This window comes from Zobellella sp. An-6 (assembly GCF_052487945.1).
This window is the reverse complement of the sequence record NZ_CP199259.1, coordinates 1684731-1700671: the sequence shown is the minus strand read 5'-3', so window position 1 is coordinate 1700671 and position 15941 is coordinate 1684731. Positions and strand designations below refer to the sequence as shown.

General features: G+C 67.1%; 14 protein-coding genes. 5 read left to right on the top strand and 9 right to left on the bottom strand.

Annotated elements, in window-relative coordinates:
• Positions 1–146: 146 nt before the first annotated feature.
• The 6 genes from fbp to ACT7DK_RS07825 all read right to left on the bottom strand — a co-directional run bounded on the left by fbp (position 147) and on the right by ACT7DK_RS07825 (position 7134).
• A complete protein-coding gene (gene fbp / locus ACT7DK_RS07850; protein WP_445397971.1) occupies positions 147–1166 on the bottom strand; it encodes a class 1 fructose-bisphosphatase in 1020 nt (339 codons plus the stop codon).
• 113 nt (positions 1167–1279) lie between these two features.
• The gene (gene kdsB / locus ACT7DK_RS07845; protein WP_445397969.1) at positions 1280–2029 is read right to left on the bottom strand and encodes a 3-deoxy-manno-octulosonate cytidylyltransferase; all 750 of its coding nucleotides are present in this window, start codon (positions 2027–2029) and stop codon (positions 1280–1282) included.
• The gene (locus ACT7DK_RS07840) at positions 2026–2214 is read right to left on the bottom strand and encodes a Trm112 family protein (RefSeq protein WP_094040296.1); all 189 of its coding nucleotides are present in this window, start codon (positions 2212–2214) and stop codon (positions 2026–2028) included. Before ACT7DK_RS07840 ends, kdsB begins: the two co-directional genes overlap by 4 nt.
• On the bottom strand, positions 2204–3163 hold the full coding sequence (gene lpxK / locus ACT7DK_RS07835) for a tetraacyldisaccharide 4'-kinase (RefSeq protein ID WP_445397966.1): 960 nt from the start codon (positions 3161–3163) through the stop codon (positions 2204–2206). The genes ACT7DK_RS07840 and lpxK overlap by 11 nt, the downstream gene beginning before the upstream one ends.
• Complete coding sequence (gene msbA / locus ACT7DK_RS07830) at positions 3163–4914, bottom strand: lipid A ABC transporter ATP-binding protein/permease MsbA (protein WP_445397964.1); 1752 nt, start codon at positions 4912–4914, stop codon at positions 3163–3165. The genes lpxK and msbA overlap by 1 nt, the downstream gene beginning before the upstream one ends.
• Positions 4915–4941: 27 nt before the next feature.
• A complete protein-coding gene (locus ACT7DK_RS07825) occupies positions 4942–7134 on the bottom strand; it encodes a DNA internalization-related competence protein ComEC/Rec2 (protein WP_445397962.1) in 2193 nt (730 codons plus the stop codon).
• Between the two features lie 27 nt (positions 7135–7161).
• Between ACT7DK_RS07825 and ACT7DK_RS07820 the strand changes: the two genes are divergently transcribed.
• The 3 genes from ACT7DK_RS07820 to ACT7DK_RS07810 all read left to right on the top strand — a co-directional run bounded on the left by ACT7DK_RS07820 (position 7162) and on the right by ACT7DK_RS07810 (position 8619).
• Complete coding sequence (locus tag ACT7DK_RS07820; protein ID WP_445397960.1) at positions 7162–7674, top strand: DUF2062 domain-containing protein; 513 nt, start codon at positions 7162–7164, stop codon at positions 7672–7674.
• The gene (locus tag ACT7DK_RS07815; protein WP_445397958.1) at positions 7674–8174 is read left to right on the top strand and encodes a DUF2062 domain-containing protein; all 501 of its coding nucleotides are present in this window, start codon (positions 7674–7676) and stop codon (positions 8172–8174) included. Before ACT7DK_RS07820 ends, ACT7DK_RS07815 begins: the two co-directional genes overlap by 1 nt.
• A gap of 91 nt (positions 8175–8265) precedes the next feature.
• Positions 8266–8619: a four helix bundle protein gene (locus tag ACT7DK_RS07810; RefSeq protein WP_445397956.1), complete on the top strand. Its 354-nt coding sequence runs from the start codon at positions 8266–8268 to the stop codon at positions 8617–8619.
• Positions 8620–8667: 48 nt separating this feature from the next.
• Here the strand turns inward: ACT7DK_RS07810 and lolE are convergent, their stop codons facing one another.
• Genes lolE through ACT7DK_RS07795 form a run of 3 tightly spaced genes read right to left on the bottom strand, consistent with a single transcriptional unit; the run spans position 8668 to position 11796 of the window.
• The gene (lolE, locus tag ACT7DK_RS07805) at positions 8668–9909 is read right to left on the bottom strand and encodes a lipoprotein-releasing ABC transporter permease subunit LolE (protein WP_445397954.1); all 1242 of its coding nucleotides are present in this window, start codon (positions 9907–9909) and stop codon (positions 8668–8670) included.
• Positions 9909–10592 carry a lipoprotein-releasing ABC transporter ATP-binding protein LolD gene (gene lolD / locus ACT7DK_RS07800; RefSeq protein WP_445397952.1) on the bottom strand — a complete coding sequence of 228 codons (684 nt, stop codon included), beginning with the start codon at positions 10590–10592 and terminating at the stop codon, positions 9909–9911. The genes lolE and lolD overlap by 1 nt, the downstream gene beginning before the upstream one ends.
• The gene (locus ACT7DK_RS07795; protein ID WP_445397950.1) at positions 10585–11796 is read right to left on the bottom strand and encodes a lipoprotein-releasing ABC transporter permease subunit; all 1212 of its coding nucleotides are present in this window, start codon (positions 11794–11796) and stop codon (positions 10585–10587) included. The genes lolD and ACT7DK_RS07795 overlap by 8 nt, the downstream gene beginning before the upstream one ends.
• A gap of 92 nt (positions 11797–11888) precedes the next feature.
• Between ACT7DK_RS07795 and ACT7DK_RS07790 the strand changes: the two genes are divergently transcribed.
• On the top strand, positions 11889–12461 hold the full coding sequence (locus tag ACT7DK_RS07790) for a PilZ domain-containing protein (RefSeq protein ID WP_445397948.1): 573 nt from the start codon (positions 11889–11891) through the stop codon (positions 12459–12461).
• Positions 12458–15898, top strand: a complete 3441-nt coding sequence (gene mfd / locus ACT7DK_RS07785) for a transcription-repair coupling factor (RefSeq protein WP_445397946.1) — start codon at positions 12458–12460, stop codon at positions 15896–15898. Before ACT7DK_RS07790 ends, mfd begins: the two co-directional genes overlap by 4 nt.
• Positions 15899–15941 lie beyond the last annotated feature (43 nt).

Here is a 15941-nt window from a genome sequence, read left to right as displayed (position 1 = left end):
CTCGGGTTGATTGTTTTTTGACCACTCCAAGATCAAGTATTATCAGCCGCCGGCAACTTTCAAGACGGACAACAAGGCCGGGCTTGATCAGGATCAAGCCCGGCCTCGATATTGTGCGGGATGGCGCCGTGGCGCCCGCTCGGCCCTTATTCGGCCGCGGGCGACGAGTACTGGGTCATGAACTCCTCGGCCTTTTCCACCATGCGGGTGGAGCCGACGAAGTAGGGCGTGCGCTGGTGCAGGGAGGTGGGTTTGATCTCCATGATCCGGCGGAAACCGTCGGACGCCTTGCCGCCCGCCTGCTCGGCCAGGAAGGCCAGGGGATTGCACTCGTACAGCAGGCGCAGCTTGCCGTTGGGGGCGCTGGTGCCGGACGGATAGATATAGATGCCGCCCTTGAGCATGTTGCGGTGGAAGTCGGACACCAGGGAGCCGATGTAGCGGGAGGTATAGGGCCGCTTGCTGGCGTCGTCCTTCTCCTGGCAATACTTGAGGTACTTCTTCACCCCGTCGGGGAACTTGATGTAGTTGCCCTCGTTGATAGAGTAGATGGTACCTTCCTCGGGAATGCGGATATTCTCGTGGGACAGGCAGAAGGAGCCGAGGGTGGGATCATAGGTAAAGCCGTGCACCCCGTGGCCGGTGGTGTACACCAGCATGGTGGAGGAGCCGTACACCACGTAGCCGGCGGCGATCTGGTTGATGCCCGGCTGCAGGAAGTCCTCCATGGTCACCGGCTCGCCCGGCTCGCTGATCCGGCGGTAGATGGAGAAGATGGTGCCCACGGAAACGTTTACGTCGATGTTCGAAGAACCGTCGAGCGGGTCCATCAGCACCACGTACTTGGCATTGGAATGGCTTTCGCTGTCGAAGGCCACGAAATGATCTTCCTCTTCGGAGGCGATACCGCACACCTCGCCCCGGGCTTCCAGCGCCGCCTTGAACATATCGTTGGCGTATACATCCAGCTTCTGCTGCACCTCGCCCTGCACGTTCTCGCTGCCGCTGCTGCCGCCGATGATGTCAACGGCCAGGCCGGCTCGGTTGATCTCCCGGTTGACCACCTTGGCGGCACGGCGGATGGAAGACAGCAGCGACGACAGTTCGCCGGTGGCGCTGGGGTATTCAGCTTGTTTCTTGACGATGTATTCACCCAGGGTAATCATAACTTTCCTCAGAGGTTTCCTTGTGGCGGCGGTACGCCGTTATTGCGGGGCAATGTACCCCGTTATCTTTTTTCTTGCAGTGAATTTTCTCTTGCCGCGGGAGCTGAATCGAGTCAGCCCTCGCTCAGCAGGCGACGAACCAGCTCCAGATCCTCAGGAGTATCCACCCCGGCCGGCGGCACCACGCAGGCCTCGGCCAGGGCGATGCTCTCGCCGTGCCAGAGTACCCTGAGCTGCTCGAGTTTTTCCCGCTGCTCCAGGGGGCTGGCCGGCAAGGCCAGGTAACGGCGGATAAAGCCGGCCCGGTAGGCATAGATACCGATATGGCGCAGACAGCCGTCCAACGCCGGTGCACCGGCCGCCATGCCGTCCCTGTCCCAGGGAATGGGCGCCCGGCTGAAATAAAGCGCCTTGCCCGCCAGGCTCTGCACCACCTTGACCACGTTGGGATCCTGCCACTGGGCCGCCGTCTCCAGGGGGGTGGCCAGGGTCGCCATGGGGGCGTCACTGCCGGCCAGCAGGCCGGCTACCTGATCCACCAGTTCGGGCGGCAACAGGGGTTCGTCCCCCTGCACATTGACCACTATCTCGTCCGGGGCCAGGCCGAGCAGCTCCACCACCTCGGCCAGGCGTTCGGTGCCGGACTCGTGATGGCGGCCGGTCATGCACACCTCCACCCCGGCATCCGCCAGGGCGGCACGGATGCGCTCGTCATCGGTGGCCACCACCACCCGGGCGGCGGCGCTCTTTTGGGCCTGCTCCACCACCCGGCGGATCATCGGCTTGCCATGGATATCGGCCAGGGGCTTGCCCGGCAGCCGGGTGGAGCTGAAGCGGGCGGGGATCACGACGATAACGCTCATCCGGGCAGCTCATCCAGGTCGAGTTTGCGGGCCCGGTTTTCCAGCAGCACCGGAATGTTCTCGGTAATGGGATAGGCCAGCCGGTCGAAACGGCAGATCAGCTCGTTGTGCTGCCGGTCCAGTTGCAGCTTGCCCTTGCACACCGGGCAGGCAATGATTTCCACCAGTTTGGCGTCAATCGCCATGGTCTTGCTCCTTCAGTCGGGTTAACAGCATCTGTTCAAATTCGGGAGGCAGCCGGGCATCGACGGGAACGAACCAGGCGTTGTCGTGCCCCCCCGGCCACTTCACCGCATCCTTCTCGGTCACCAGCAGGGGAGCCGACGCCAGCGCCGCCAGTTGTTGCGGGCTCACCGCTTTATGGTCGGCCAGGGCCAGGCGCCGGTCAAGGACAAAGCCCAGTTGTTCGAGGGTGGCGAAAAAGCGCGGCGGATGGCCGATACCCGCCAGGGCATGAACCCGGGTGCCGGGCTCGGGCGCCGTCTCCCCCGCCAGCGGCCGGAGCGGCCCCGGCTCCAGCTGCATCAGGTATTCCCCGGCCCGGGCCGGGCCGCCGTTGTTGACCACGGCACTCACCCGGCCGAGCCGCCACAGCCCCTCGCGCAGGGGGCCCATGGGCAGCAGCTGGCCGTTGCCGAAACGGCGCCTGCCGTCCACCACCACCAGTTCGATGTCCCGGGCCAGGGCGTAGTGCTGCAGGCCGTCGTCACTGACGATGATGTCCGCGCCCAGCGCCACCAGGCGGGCGGCGGCCTCGCTCCGGTTGGGCCCCACCACCACCGGGCAGCCGGTGCGTCTGTGGATCAGCACCGGCTCGTCGCCGGCCTCGGCGGCGGAAGTGGCCTCATCCAACACCAGGGGATAGCGCTCGGCCTTGCCGCCGTAGCCCCGGCTGATCACCCCGGGCCGGTAGCCCTGGCCGCGCAGCCACTCCACCAGCCAGACCACCAGCGGCGTCTTGCCGTTGCCGCCCACGGTCAGGTTGCCCACCACGATGACCGGCACCGGCGCCCGGTACACGGCCTTGAAGCCGCGCCGGAACAGCCAGCGGCGCAGGCCGCTCGCCAGGGCGAACAGGCCGCTCAGGGGCGCCAGCAGCCACAACCAGCCGGGGGCCTTGTACCAGGCCCGCATCAGGCTTCGCCGTACTGGATGCTGCGCAGCTGGGCGTAGGCGCCTTCGCGCGCCAGCAGCTCCGCATGGGTGCCCCGCTCCACCACCCTGCCCTCGTCGATCACCAGGATCTCGTCCGCGTTCTCGATGGTGGACAGCCGATGGGCGATCACCAGCGCCGTCCTGTCCTTGCGCAACGCCTCCAGCGCCGCCTGGATATGACGCTCCGATTCGGTATCCAGTGCCGAGGTGGCCTCGTCCAGGATCAGCAGCGGCGCATTGCGCAGCATGGCCCGGGCGATGGCGATGCGCTGGCGCTGGCCGCCGGACAGGCTGGCGCCGTTCTCGCCGATCACGGTGTCGTAGCCCTGATCCAACTTCTGGATAAATTCATCCGCGTAGGCCACCCTGGCCGCCGCGATGATCTGTTCGCGGCTGTACTCGCCCTGGGCGGCGTAGGCGATGTTGTTGGCGATGGTGTCGTTGAACAGGTGCACATGCTGGGACACCAGGGCGAACTGGCGCCGCAGATCGCTCAGCCGGTACTGGCGGATATCGACCCCATCCAGGCGGATCTCGCCCTGGTCCACGTCGTAGAAGCGGGTCAGCAGGCTGGCGATGGTGCTCTTGCCCGAGCCGGAGCGACCCACCAGGGCGATGGTCTTGCCCGGCGCCAGGCTGAAACTGACGTCCTTCAGCGCCGGGGTGTCCTTGGTGGGGTAGCGGAAGGTGACATGGTCGAATTCGATCCGGCCCTGGGCCCGCGCCAACGGCCTGTCGCCTTCGTCCTGTTCGCCGTCGCTGTCGAGCAGCTCGAACAGGCTCTGGCAAGCGGCGATGCCGCGCTGGTAGGCGGCGTTGACCTGGGTCAGGCTCTTCAGCGGCCGCATCAGCATCATCATGGAGGTGACGATCACGGTGAAGGTGCCCGGCGTCAGCTGCTGCTGAATGTCATCGAAGGTGGCCACATAGAGCAGTATGGCCAGGGCGGTGGAGGCGATCACCTGCACCAATGGGGTGCCGATGGAGTCGGCCGCCACCATCTTCATGTTCTGCTGGCGCACCTTGTTGCTGACCCCGGAGAAGCGGCCCGACTCCACCCGCTGGCCGTTGAACATCAGCACTTCCTTGTGGCCCTTGAGCATCTGCTCGGTGCTGCTGGTGATGTTGCCCATGGCGTCCTGCATGCCCTTGCTGATGCGGCGGAAACGGCGGCTGATCACCGCTATCATCACCCCTACCACCGGGCCGACCACGAAGAAGATCAGCGACAGCTGCCAGGAATGGTAGAACATCAGGCCCAGCAGGCCGATCACCGTGGCCCCCTCCCGCACCAGGGTCACCAGGGTGGAGCTGGCCGCCGACGACACCTGGGAGGCGTCGTAGGTCACCTTGGACAGCAGATTGCCGGTGTTGTGCCGGTCGAAAAAGGCCACCGGCATGGCCATCAGCTTGTTGAACACCTGCTGCTGCAGGGTCATCACCACATGGTTGCCGACCCAGGCCATGCAGTAGCCGGACAGGAAAGTACAGACGCCGCGCAGGAAGACGATGCCGATCACGAACAGCGGCATCCACTTCAGTACGTTCGGATCCTGGCCGGTCAGGCCCTCGTCGATCAGCGGCTTGATGGAATAGACGAAAGTGGTGTCGACGGCGGCGTAGCCGGCCATGCCGAAGATGGCGGCCACCAGACCGAGCTTGCGCTCCTTCACATAACCGAGCAGGCGCTTGAGCACCGGCCAGGACGAGGAGTGTGCTTGTGGGGACATAAGGTCTCTGCCTTGAAAAACAAGGCGCTATTCTAACGGCTTAGCCTCGTTCAACCAAGCGTTGAGCCGATGATACCAGGCACCGGCGCGCCTCGGGTTCAGCAGCCGCCAGCGGTCGCCGTCCGCCGCCAGGTGCACCATGCCGTGCTCGCCGGTATTGAGCTGCGCCACCCCCTGGCGGTCGAAGCGGGCCACCACTTCCGGCGAGGGAAAGCCCCAGCGGTTGTTGAAGCCGGCGGTGTGCACCACCCAGTCCGGCGCCACCGCCCGGTTGAAGTCCTCGCTGGAGGAGCTGCGGCTGCCGTGGTGGGGGCTCAGCAACAGCTGGGCGCCCAGCGCCTGGCCGGTGGCGAGCAGGGCGCGCTCGGCCCGGGCCTCGATATCGCCGGTCAGCAGCAGCGACAGCCGGCCGTCGCCGATATGCAGCACGCAGGAATCGTTGTTGCTGTGGCCGCTCGGCGCTACCGGCCACAGCACCCTCAGGGTCAGTTGGCCCCATTGCTCGGTTTGCCCGGCCCGGCAGTGCTGGCCGTCCGGCCAGGCGCCACGGCGGTGGGTGACCGGCAGCACGGAGGCCAGGTAGTCCCGGTTGCCGCTGTGATCGCTGTCGTCGTGGCTCACCACCAGGTAGTCGAGGCGGTCAATGTCCAGATGCGCCAACAGCGGCAGTATGACGCCATCGGCCATGTTGAAGCCGGAGGGGAAACGGTTGCCGGTGTCGTACAAGAGCGCCTCCCGCCCCTGGGTCACCAGCACCGACAGGCCCTGGCCCACGTCCAGCACCCGTACCTCCCAGGCCGGCCGGGGCCAGAGCTGCAACAGCAGCAGATAGCAGCCCAGGCCCGCCAGCCAGCGTCCCCTGGGCAAGAGCGCCGCCGGCAGCACCAGCAGGGCCAGCAGCAGGACGCCCTGGGCCTGCGCCGACAACGCCAGCCAGGGCGAAAACAGCCGCTCCAGCTCGTGCAGGCCCGCCATCAGCGGCGCGAACAGGCCGTCCAGCAGGCGCAGCAACAGCAGCGCCAGTCCCGGAAACGGGACCAGCGCCAGGCAGGCCAGCAACAGCAGCGGGATCAACAGCAGGGAAAACAACGGGATCAGCAGCAGGTTGGCCGGCAGCGACAGCCAGCTGATGCCGTCGAACAGCAACATCACCAGCGGCAACAGCAACAGGGTCAGCCCCAGTTGCAGCCGCCACAGGCCACGCCCGCCCAGCCAGCCGGCGCTGGCCAGCAGGGCCGCCACCGCCAGCACCGACAGCCAGAACCCCGGGTTGAACGCCAGCCAGGGCATGGTGGCCAGCAGCAGCGCCATGGTGACCAGCAGGATGCGCCGCCCGCTCCAGAAGCGGCCCCAGCCGATCAGGGCCAGCCACAGCAACAGCATCAGCAACGCCCTTTGGGTCGGCAGCGCAAAGCCGGCCAGCCAGGCGTAGCCCAGGGCCAGGCCGGCCGCCAGCACGGCACCCGGCAGCCGACCGCCGCCCAGCCGGCCGAGCAGCAGCCCCACGCCGGCCACCAGGCCGATATGCAGCCCGGAGATGGCGAACAGATGGCTGACGCCCAGGGCGCGCAGGGTGTCCCAGTCCTGCCCCTGCAGCCGGCTGCGATCACCGAAGCTCAGGGCCAGCAGCCAGCGCTGGCTCGGCAGCTCCGCGCTGAGATCCCGGAACGCCTCCAGCAGCTGCATCCGGCGGGAAGGCGGGGCCGGCCGGAGATGCAGGCTGCCGGTCAGGTATCCCCGGGCGCTGATGCCCTGCCCCAGCAGCCAGCGGGCGCCGTCGAAGCCGCCCGGATTATGCAGGCCGTGTGGCGGCTGCAACCGGCTGACCGAGCGGATGAAGGCCCCCTCCCCGGGGGCCGGCCCCTCCCCGTACCAGGACAGCAGCACCCGGGGAGGGGGGGAAAATACTTGACCATCAAGGCTTTTCAGACTGACAATCAGCCGACTCACGCCATGGTCCCGGTGCTGTACCGCCTCCACCGTGCCTGCCATCATCTGGCTGCGCTGGAACAGGCCGGGGTGCTGCAACCACCCCAGTTGCCAGTGGCTGTAACACAGAGACCACATCATCCCGAACAGGAGACAAGCCGTTGCCGGCCGGATGCGCCAGCACAACCCGCCCAGCAGGGCCAGCGGTAGCCACCAGTCCCAGTCCGGCAACCAGGGCCAGAGCAGGACGGTCGAGACGCCGGCACAGAAAAAGAACAGCCGCTTATCCATCGGATAAGTATTGCGGACCCGGAGCAGATGCCAAAAAAGACGTTAAAACGCCTGATGCCCGATCCGGGCACCATCAAGAACCACAAGCACCTGAGCAAACTTGGGCACCGCTTGCACGACAACAACCTCTGGCACCTGAATCGCCACTCGGCGGCGGGCGCCTTCGCGGTGGGCCTGTTCTGCGCCTGGCTGCCCATCCCATTCCAGATGGTGGTGGCGGCGGCGCTGGCCATGCTTTTCCGGGTCAACCTGCCGCTGTCGGCGGTACTGGTGTGGACAACCAATCCGCTGACCATGCCGCCGATGTTCTACTTCGCCTACCGACTGGGCTCCTTCCTGCTGAACAAGCCCCATCACTACCAGCACTTCGAGATGAGCCTGAGCTGGCTCGGCAGCGCCATGACCACGGCGGCCCCGCCCTTCCTGCTGGGCTGCCTGGTGCTGGGAGTGGTCAGTTCGGCCTCCGGCTACATGCTGATCCACGCCCTCTGGCGCAGATCCGTGTCCCGCCGCTGGAAACTGCGCCGGCGGGGCCGCTGATGCTGCGCCAGTGGCTGCGCCGCAAGATGCCGGATCAGGCCACCCTGCGCCAGCACCGGATGCTGCGACTGTTCGGCGAACGCCTGCTCGAGCCCGACTACTGGTTCTGCAATCGCCATTCCGCCGCCGTGGCGGTGGCCGCCGGCCTGTTCGCCGCCTGGCTGCCCCTGCCCATGCATACCCTGGTGGCCATCGCCCTGGCCCTGCTGTTCAAGGGCTACCTGCCGCTCGCCATCGCCATGGTCTGGGTCAACAACCCGGTGACCCTGGCCCCCATGTTCTACCTGGGCTACCGCCTGGGCGCCCGGCTGCTGGGCACCCCCGAGCTCGACCTCGAGGGGCCGCTGGAAGCGGAAGCCCTCGCCGCCGCCCTGCCCCTGCTCACCGGCTGCCTGCTGCTGGGCCTGGGCTCGGCCCTGCTCGGCTGGCTGCTGGTGCAACTGGGCTGGCGCTGGAAGGTGCAGCTGTCCTGGTGGCTGCGGAAGGTGAATAGGAAGTAGCGGGAGTAAGCCTGAAGCTGGAAGCTGGAAGCTGGAAGCTGGAAGTTAACGCTATGCTTGTCTGGGAGTCACTGTTTGGGCAAGCAGAACCATGGATTTTGAAAAGCTGGATGTATGGAAGCGCTCGGCAAGGTTGTCGGCAGACATCTACAAGGCACTGCATGGCCTTAATGATCGCGGATTCAAGGACCAGATAACCCGGGCTGGTTTGTCCATTCCGTGCAACATAGCCGAGGGCATGAGCCGTCGCACAGCCAGAGACAAGATCCACTTCCTGCTGATCGCCAAAGGCTCCTGTGCCGAACTGAGAACCCAGGCCTATATCGGAGTGGATATCGGGTATCTGGCCGGCGATACCGGCCAGCACTGGATACAGGAAACCCGAGATATCGCAGCCATGCTTTCCGGCCTTATCAACCGCCTCAAACAGGACGCCTCCGGTTAACTTCCAGCTTCAGGCTTCAGGCTTCCAGCTTCCCGCTTCCAGCTGCTCTTACGCTTCTCCCAGCAGTTGTCGCGGCAGCAGCCGGCCGGCGCGCCAGGCGGGGTAGAGGGTGGCGACGAAGATCAGCCCCAGGGCCGAGCCGGTGACCAGCCAGAGATCCGCCCAGTGGAACTCGGTGGGGATAAAGTCGATAAAGTAGACTTCGGGGTTGAGCAGCCGGTGTCCGGTCAGCCGCTCGTAACCGGCCACCAGCGCCGACAGCCGGGTTGCCAGCAGACCGCCGAGCAGGCCGCCCACCACCACGCCGACCACGCCGTTGAGCATGCCCTGCACCACGAAGGCGCCGCGGATCTGCCAGGGGCCGGCGCCCATGGTCTTGAGGATGGCGATGTCGCCCTTCTTCTCGTTGACCGCCATCACCAGGGTGGAGACGATGTTGAAGCTGGCCACCGCCATCACCAGCAGCAGCACCACTATCATCAGGGTGCGCACCAGCTGGATGTCCCGGTAGATGTTGCCCTGGCTGTTCATCCAGCTGCTCACGTAGAAGGGCGCCGGCAGCGGCATGGCCGCGTTCAGGGTCAGCTGGTCGGCGGCCAGCACCCGGTCCACCCGCAGGTGGAAGCCCATCACCTCGTCGTCCAGCTCTCGCAGGGCCTGGGCGTCCGCCAGGTGGGTGTAGCCGAGCACGGTGTCGAGCTGGCCGCCCAGGCTGAGAATGCCCACCAGGGTGAAGCTGTGGCGGCGGGGCGAGCCGAAGCCCTGGCCGCCGGGCGCCGGCAGCAGCAGCGACACGCTGTCGCCCACCGCCAGCTCCAGCTGCTCGGCGATGGCCTTGCCCAGGATCAGGCCGTGCTCGCCCGGCGCCAGCCGCTCCAGGCTGGCGCCGCCGAGGTAGGGCTCCAGCCGCGAGATCCGCCCTTCCAGCGCCGGCAGCACCCCCTGCAGCTGCACCGCCTTGAGCTTGGCGCCCTTGCTGAGCAGGCCCTCGAGCGGCACGAAGGGCGCCGCCGCCAGTATGCCGGGCGCCGCCTCCAGCCGGCCGACCATATCGCCCCAGTTGGCCACGGGCTCCTCGGCGGCGTAGAGCTGGCCATGGGGCAGCACCGACAGGATGCGGTTTTCCAGCTCGCGCTGGAAGCCGTTCATCGCCGACAGCCCCAGGATCAGGGCGCCGACACCGATGGCGATGCCGAGGATGGACGCCACCGAAATAAAGGAGATAAAGCGGTTGCGCCGCTTGGCCCGGCTGAAGCGCCAGCCCAGGTAGACACTTAAGGGACGGAACATCAGCCTTGCTCCTCCAGGTGGCCGTCCACCAGCCGGGCCTGGCGGTCGAGCCGGGCGGCCAGGGCCAGATCGTGGGTCACCACCACCAGGCCGGTGCCCAGCTCGCTCTGCAGTTCGGCCAGCAGAGCGAACACCTCGGCGGCGCTGTGGGCGTCCAGGTTGCCGGTGGGCTCGTCCGCCAGCACCAGCCGGGGATTGTTGACCAGGGCACGGGCGATGGCCACCCGCTGACGCTCGCCGCCGGACAGGGCCGCGGGCCTGTGCTCCAGCCGGTGGCCCAGGCCCACCCTGCTCAGCAGGGCCTCGGCCCGCGCCTTCGCCTCGGCCACCGGCCGACCGGCGATCAGCAGCGGCATGGCGGCGTTTTCCAGGGCGCTGAACTCCCCCAGCAGGTGGTGGAACTGATACACGAAACCCAGCTTCTGGTTGCGAAAGCGGGCCTGGGCCCGGGCCGGCAGCCGGTGCAGATCCTCCCCTTCCACCAGCACCCGGCCGGCGCTCGGCACGTCCAGGCTGCCGAGCAGGTGCAGCAGGGTGCTCTTGCCCGAGCCCGAGCTGCCCACCACCGCCAGGCTCTCGCCGGCGCCGAGCTTGAGGCTGACGCCGTTCAGGATATGCACCGGCTGGTCCCCGTCCTGGTGGGTTTTGCTCACGGATTCGACCACTAACAGGGGGTTACTCATAACGCAGTGCCTCGGCAGGATGAACGCGCGACGCCCGCCAGGCCGGATACAGGCTGGCCAGCACGCACAACAACAGGGTGGAAAACAGGATAAGGATCAGCTGGCCGGGCAGCAGCAGCACCGGCAGCTGGCTGCCGCCGGCGGCGGAATAGAAGTTGATGCCGAGGATGTCGAGCACCCCGTCCAGGTTGAGGCAGAGCAGCAGCCCCAGCGCAAAGCCGAGCAGGCTGCCCAGCACACCGCTGAAACCGCCCTGGATCATGAACACCGCCATCACCCGCTCCCGGTTCAGTCCCAGGGTCTGCAGCATGGCGATTTCCGCTTCCTTGTCGGTCACCACCATCACCATGGCGGAGAGGATATTGAAGGCCGCCACCAGGATGATCAGCGCCAGCATCAGGCTCATCAGCCGTTTCTCCATGGCCACCGCCTGGAACAGCTCGCCCCGGCTCTGCTGCCAGCTCTCTAGCCTGAGCCCCGCCGGCAGCGCCGGCAGCCGCTCCAGTTCGAAGGGATCGTTCAGCCACAGGCGCAGCCCCGAGGCCTCCCCTTCCCGGTAGCGCAGCAGGCGGGCGGCGTCCTCCAGCCGGGTCAGCACCACCTGGTTGTCCACGTCGTTGCCGGTGCTGAAGGTGCCCACCAGGGTAAAGAGGCGCTGGCTCGGCACCCGGCCGAGGGGGGTGAAGCGGCTGCCTTCGGTGACCGTGACCCGCACCTGGTCGCCGGGCTCAACCCCCAGGCTGCGGGCCACGCCGGCACCCATCACCAGGCCATAGGGCAGGTATTGGAAGTATTCCCGGGTGCGGGCGTCCAGGCTCTGCAGCAGGCGGTCCTGATCGTTGGCGAGATCCAGGCCGTAGAGCTCCACCCCGGTGAGGTGGCCCGGCCCCTGCACCATGGCCTCGGCGCTGATAAAGGGGGCCGCGGCTTTCACTACACCGGTGTTATCGAACAGGGCGGCGTACTGCGAAGGCTCGGCCAGGCGGCGCTGATCGCCGGTGACCAGGGCATGGGGAATGACGCCGAGCAGGCGATCTTTTAACTGCTGCTCGAAACCGTTCATCACCGCCGACACCAGGATCAGGGCGGCCACCCCCAGCAGAATGCCGATGGTGGAGAAGCCGGAAACGAAGGAGGCGAAGCTGCGCCGCCCCCGGGCGCCGGCATAACGCAGGCCCAACATCAGCGTCAGGGGTTGAAACATGGTCTAATCATCCGTTTTTCAAAGGGTTTTACGTCACCCGCGAGTTGCGGAATAATAAAGGTTCGTGAATGGCGCAACAAGAGCAGTGAATCATGGCAGACCCCTATTTCAGCGTCGACTACCAGGCCCAGGTCAACCTGATCCCCCTGGCCGAGGGCGAAAGCGTGCCCGACGAAGAAGCCCTGGAGGCTGAGATCCCCGCGCCCTTCAAGCTGGTCAGCGAAATCACCCGCATCGACACCAGCAACGCCCGGCTGCTGCGCAACCTGGACGAGCACGCCGCCGAACTGGTGGAGGTGATCAACCAGCAGTCACGCAAAATCGACCTGGTGCTGAGCTATGTGCTGGCCGGCCAGGACAGCCCGGACCAGCGCTACCAGACCCAGACCCTGGGCGGCGGCGGCTTTCGCTTCGCCTCGCGTCAGCCCCTGGCCGACGGGGCCCGGGTAAGGGTCAAACTGTTTTTACCGGAGCAGTCGGTGGCGGTATACGCCTACGGCGTCCTCTGCGCCGAGGCCGAGCCCGGCCACTACCGCTGCGACTTTATCGCCATCCGCGAGCAGGACAGGGACGCCCTGATCCGCGCCAGCCTGCAACTGCAGGCCAAACAACTCAAGGCCCGCGCCGAGCGCCGCGCCCAACAAGACGACCACTCCGCCTCATGATACAGATCCCCAGCCCCACTCCCCGCCCCAGGGCCAGCCTGGGCGGGCTTATCGGCAGCAGCCTGTCGCTCGCCATCGCCGGGCAGGTGCGCCAGCAGGCCCAACCGGTGCTGCTGGTGGTGCCCGACACCCCCACCGCCCTGCGCCTGGAGCAGGAAGTGAGCCACCTGCTGGCCGACGACCCGGCCCTGCCGGTGCACCTGTTCCCGGACTGGGAAACCCTGCCCTACGACAGTTTTTCGCCGCACCAGGACATCCTCTCCCAGCGGCTGGAAACCCTGTACGGCCTGCCGGCCCTGACCCGGGGCCTGCTGATCGTGCCGGTGACCACCCTGATGCTGCGCACCCCGCCCCGGGCCTGGCTGGAGCAGAACAGCCTGCTGCTGAAAACCGGCGACCGGCTCGACCTGCACGCCCTGCGCCGGCGGCTGGAGCAGGCCGGCTACCGGGCGGTGGACCAGGTGCTGGAGCATGGCGAATTCGCCGCCCGCGGCGCCCTGCTGGATCTCTTTCCCATGGGGGCGGCAGAGCCCTACCGCATCGACTTTTTCGACGACGACATCGACAGCCTGCGCCCCTTCGACCCCGACACCCAGCGCTCCAAGGACAAGGTGGACCATGTCCGGCTGCTGCCGGCGCGGGAATTCCCCACCGACGCCGCCGCCATCGAGCGCTTTCGCGGCCAGTACCGGGAGCGCTTTGCCCTGCGCAACGAGCCCGAGGCGCTCTACCACAGGGTGAGCCAGGGCCAGTTTCCGCCCGGCATCGAATATTACTTTCCGCTGTTCTTCGAGCAGACCCAGACCCTGTTCGACTCCCTGCCCGACCCCTTGCTGGTGCTGGGCCTGGGCGAGCTGCTCGAGGCCGCCGAGACCTTCTGGCAGGAGGTGGCGGGGCGCTACGAAGACCGCCGCCACGACCCGCTGCGCCCGCTGCTCGCCCCCGACGAGCTCTACCTCAGGCCCGACGAGCTGCTGGGCCGGCTCAACCACTGGCCCCGGCTGCAACTGAGCCAGACCCCGGTGCTGGAAAAGGGCGACCGGATCAACGCCCCGGTGGCGCCCCTGCCGGAGCTTGAGGTAGAGCACCAGAAAACCGAGCCCCTGGCCCGGCTGCTGGCCTTTTGCGAACAATTCCCCGGCCGGGTGCTGTTCTCGGTGGAGAGCGCCGGCCGGCGCGAGGCCCTGCTGGAGTTGCTGGCGGGCAGCCCGCTCAAGCCCTGGCCGGTGGACAGCCTGGGCCGCTTTGCGGCCGGCGACGAGCGCCTCGGCCTGCTGGTGAGCCCCCTGTCCCAGGGTTTTGTGCTGAATGATGACTTCGCCCTGGTGTGCGAGGGCGACCTGCTCGGCGGCCGGGTGATCCAGCGCCGGCGGCGGGAAAAGTCCACGGCCCTGAGCCCGGACACCCTTATCCGCAACCTGGCGGAGCTGTCCATCGGCCAGCCGGTGGTGCACCTGGACCACGGCGTGGGCCGCTACACGGGGCTGCAGACCCTGGAGGCGGGCGGGCTCAAGTCCGAATACCTCACCCTGGAATACGCCGGCGGCGACAAGCTGTATGTACCGGTGACCGCCCTGCACCTGGTGGGCCGCTACAGCGGCGCCGACGACCCCAGCCTCAACAAGCTGGGCAACGACGCCTGGGCCAAGGCCAAGCGCAAGGCCGCGGAAAAGGTGCGCGACGTGGCCGCCGAGCTGCTGGACGTGTACGCCCGCCGGGCCGCCAAGCCGGGCCAGGCCGTGACCCACGACAAGAGCGCCTACCGCCAGTTCTGCGACGCCTTCCCCTTCGAGGAAACCGACGACCAGCTCAGGGCCATCAACGCCGTGCTGACCGACATGACCCAGCCCAAGGCGATGGACCGGCTGGTGTGCGGCGACGTGGGCTTTGGCAAGACCGAGGTGGCCATGCGCGCCGCCTTTGTGGCGGTGCACGGCGGCAAGCAGGTGGCGGTGCTGGTGCCCACCACCCTGCTGGCCCAGCAGCACTACGACAACTTCCGCGACCGCTTCGCCAACTGGCCGGTGCGGGTGGAGATGATCAGCCGCTTCAAGAGCGGCAAGGAGCAGGACAAGGCGCTGGCCGGCCTGGCCGACGGCAGCATCGACATTGTGATCGGCACCCACAAGCTGCTGAGCCAGGAGGTGAAGTTCAAGGATCTGGGCCTGCTGATCGTGGACGAGGAGCACCGCTTCGGGGTGCGGCAGAAGGATCAGATCAAGGCGCTGCGCGCCGACGTGGACATCCTCACCCTGACCGCCACCCCCATTCCCCGCACCCTCAACATGGCCATGGGCGGCATGCGCGATTTGTCCATCATCGCCACCCCGCCCGCCAAGCGGCTGGCGGTGAAGACCTTCGTGCGCGAGCACGACCCGGCCCTGGTGCGCGAGGCCGTGCTGCGGGAGCTCAAGCGCGGCGGCCAGGTGTACTACCTGCACAACGAGGTGCAGACCATAGAGAACAGCGCCGACGCCCTGCGCGCCCTGGTGCCCGAGGCGCGCATCGGCATCGCCCACGGCCAGATGCGCGAGCGCGAGCTGGAGCGGGTGATGTCCGACTTTTATCACCAGCGCTTTAACCTGCTGCTGTGCTCCACCATCATCGAAACCGGCATCGACGTGCCGAGCGCCAACACCATCATCATGGACCGGGCCGACAAGCTGGGCCTGGCCCAGTTGCACCAGCTGCGCGGCCGGGTGGGCCGCTCCCACCACCAGGCCTACGCCTATTTGCTCACCCCCCACCCCAAGCGGATGACCACCGACGCCAAGAAGCGGCTGGAGGCCATTGCCGCGCTGGAGGATTTGGGCGCGGGCTTTGCCCTGGCCACCCACGACCTGGAGATCCGCGGCGCCGGCGAGCTGCTGGGCGAGGAGCAGAGCGGCCAGATCACCGCCATCGGCTTCAGCCTTTATATGGAGATGCTGGAGCAGGCGGTGAAGGCGCTGCAGTCCGGCAAGGAGCCGGCCCTGGATCAGCTGCTGCGATCGCAAACCGAAATAGAGCTGCGCCTGCCCGCCCTGCTGCCGGACGACTACATTCCGGACGTGAACATGCGCCTGTCCATGTACAAGCGCATCGCCGCCGCCGAGGACGACGCCGCCCTGCGCGAGCTGCAGGTGGAGCTGATCGACCGCTTCGGCCTGCTGCCGGAGCCGGGCAAGAACCTGGTGGCCCTGGCCGGGCTCAAGCTCAGGGCCAGCCGGCTCGGCATAGAAAAAATCGACGCCGGCCCCCAGGGCGGCACCCTCTCCTTTGGCCAGGAGGCGAAAGTCGACCCCGGCTACCTGGTCAGCCTGCTGCAAAGCCAGCCGCGCATCTACAAGATGGAAGGCCCGACCCGGCTGCGCTTTGCCATTCCCAGCCAGGACGCCAAGGCCCGGCTGGCCCTGGTGGGCGACATGCTGAAGGAGCTGGAGGCTCACCAAATTTAACCCCGCCCGCGCCGCCAGGGAGGGGCGGCGCCGGCCTGCGATA

Bases quoted from the DNA above. Each gene is read 5' to 3' on its own strand.
- fbp (WP_445397971.1), bottom strand. From the start codon at position 1,166: ATGATTACCCTGGGTGAATACATCGTCAAGAAACAAGCTGAATACCCC.
- kdsB (WP_445397969.1), bottom strand. From the start codon at position 2,029: ATGAGCGTTATCGTCGTGATCCCCGCCCGCTTCAGCTCCACCCGGCTG.
- ACT7DK_RS07840 (WP_094040296.1), bottom strand. From the start codon at position 2,214: ATGGCGATTGACGCCAAACTGGTGGAAATCATTGCCTGCCCGGTGTGC.
- lpxK (WP_445397966.1), bottom strand. From the start codon at position 3,163: ATGCGGGCCTGGTACAAGGCCCCCGGCTGGTTGTGGCTGCTGGCGCCC.
- msbA (WP_445397964.1), bottom strand. From the start codon at position 4,914: ATGTCCCCACAAGCACACTCCTCGTCCTGGCCGGTGCTCAAGCGCCTG.
- ACT7DK_RS07825 (WP_445397962.1), bottom strand. From the start codon at position 7,134: ATGGATAAGCGGCTGTTCTTTTTCTGTGCCGGCGTCTCGACCGTCCTG.
- ACT7DK_RS07820 (WP_445397960.1), top strand. From the start codon at position 7,162: ATGCCAAAAAAGACGTTAAAACGCCTGATGCCCGATCCGGGCACCATC.
- ACT7DK_RS07815 (WP_445397958.1), top strand. From the start codon at position 7,674: ATGCTGCGCCAGTGGCTGCGCCGCAAGATGCCGGATCAGGCCACCCTG.
- ACT7DK_RS07810 (WP_445397956.1), top strand. From the start codon at position 8,266: ATGGATTTTGAAAAGCTGGATGTATGGAAGCGCTCGGCAAGGTTGTCG.
- lolE (WP_445397954.1), bottom strand. From the start codon at position 9,909: ATGTTCCGTCCCTTAAGTGTCTACCTGGGCTGGCGCTTCAGCCGGGCC.
- lolD (WP_445397952.1), bottom strand. From the start codon at position 10,592: ATGAGTAACCCCCTGTTAGTGGTCGAATCCGTGAGCAAAACCCACCAG.
- ACT7DK_RS07795 (WP_445397950.1), bottom strand. From the start codon at position 11,796: ATGTTTCAACCCCTGACGCTGATGTTGGGCCTGCGTTATGCCGGCGCC.
- ACT7DK_RS07790 (WP_445397948.1), top strand. From the start codon at position 11,889: ATGGCAGACCCCTATTTCAGCGTCGACTACCAGGCCCAGGTCAACCTG.
- mfd (WP_445397946.1), top strand. From the start codon at position 12,458: ATGATACAGATCCCCAGCCCCACTCCCCGCCCCAGGGCCAGCCTGGGC.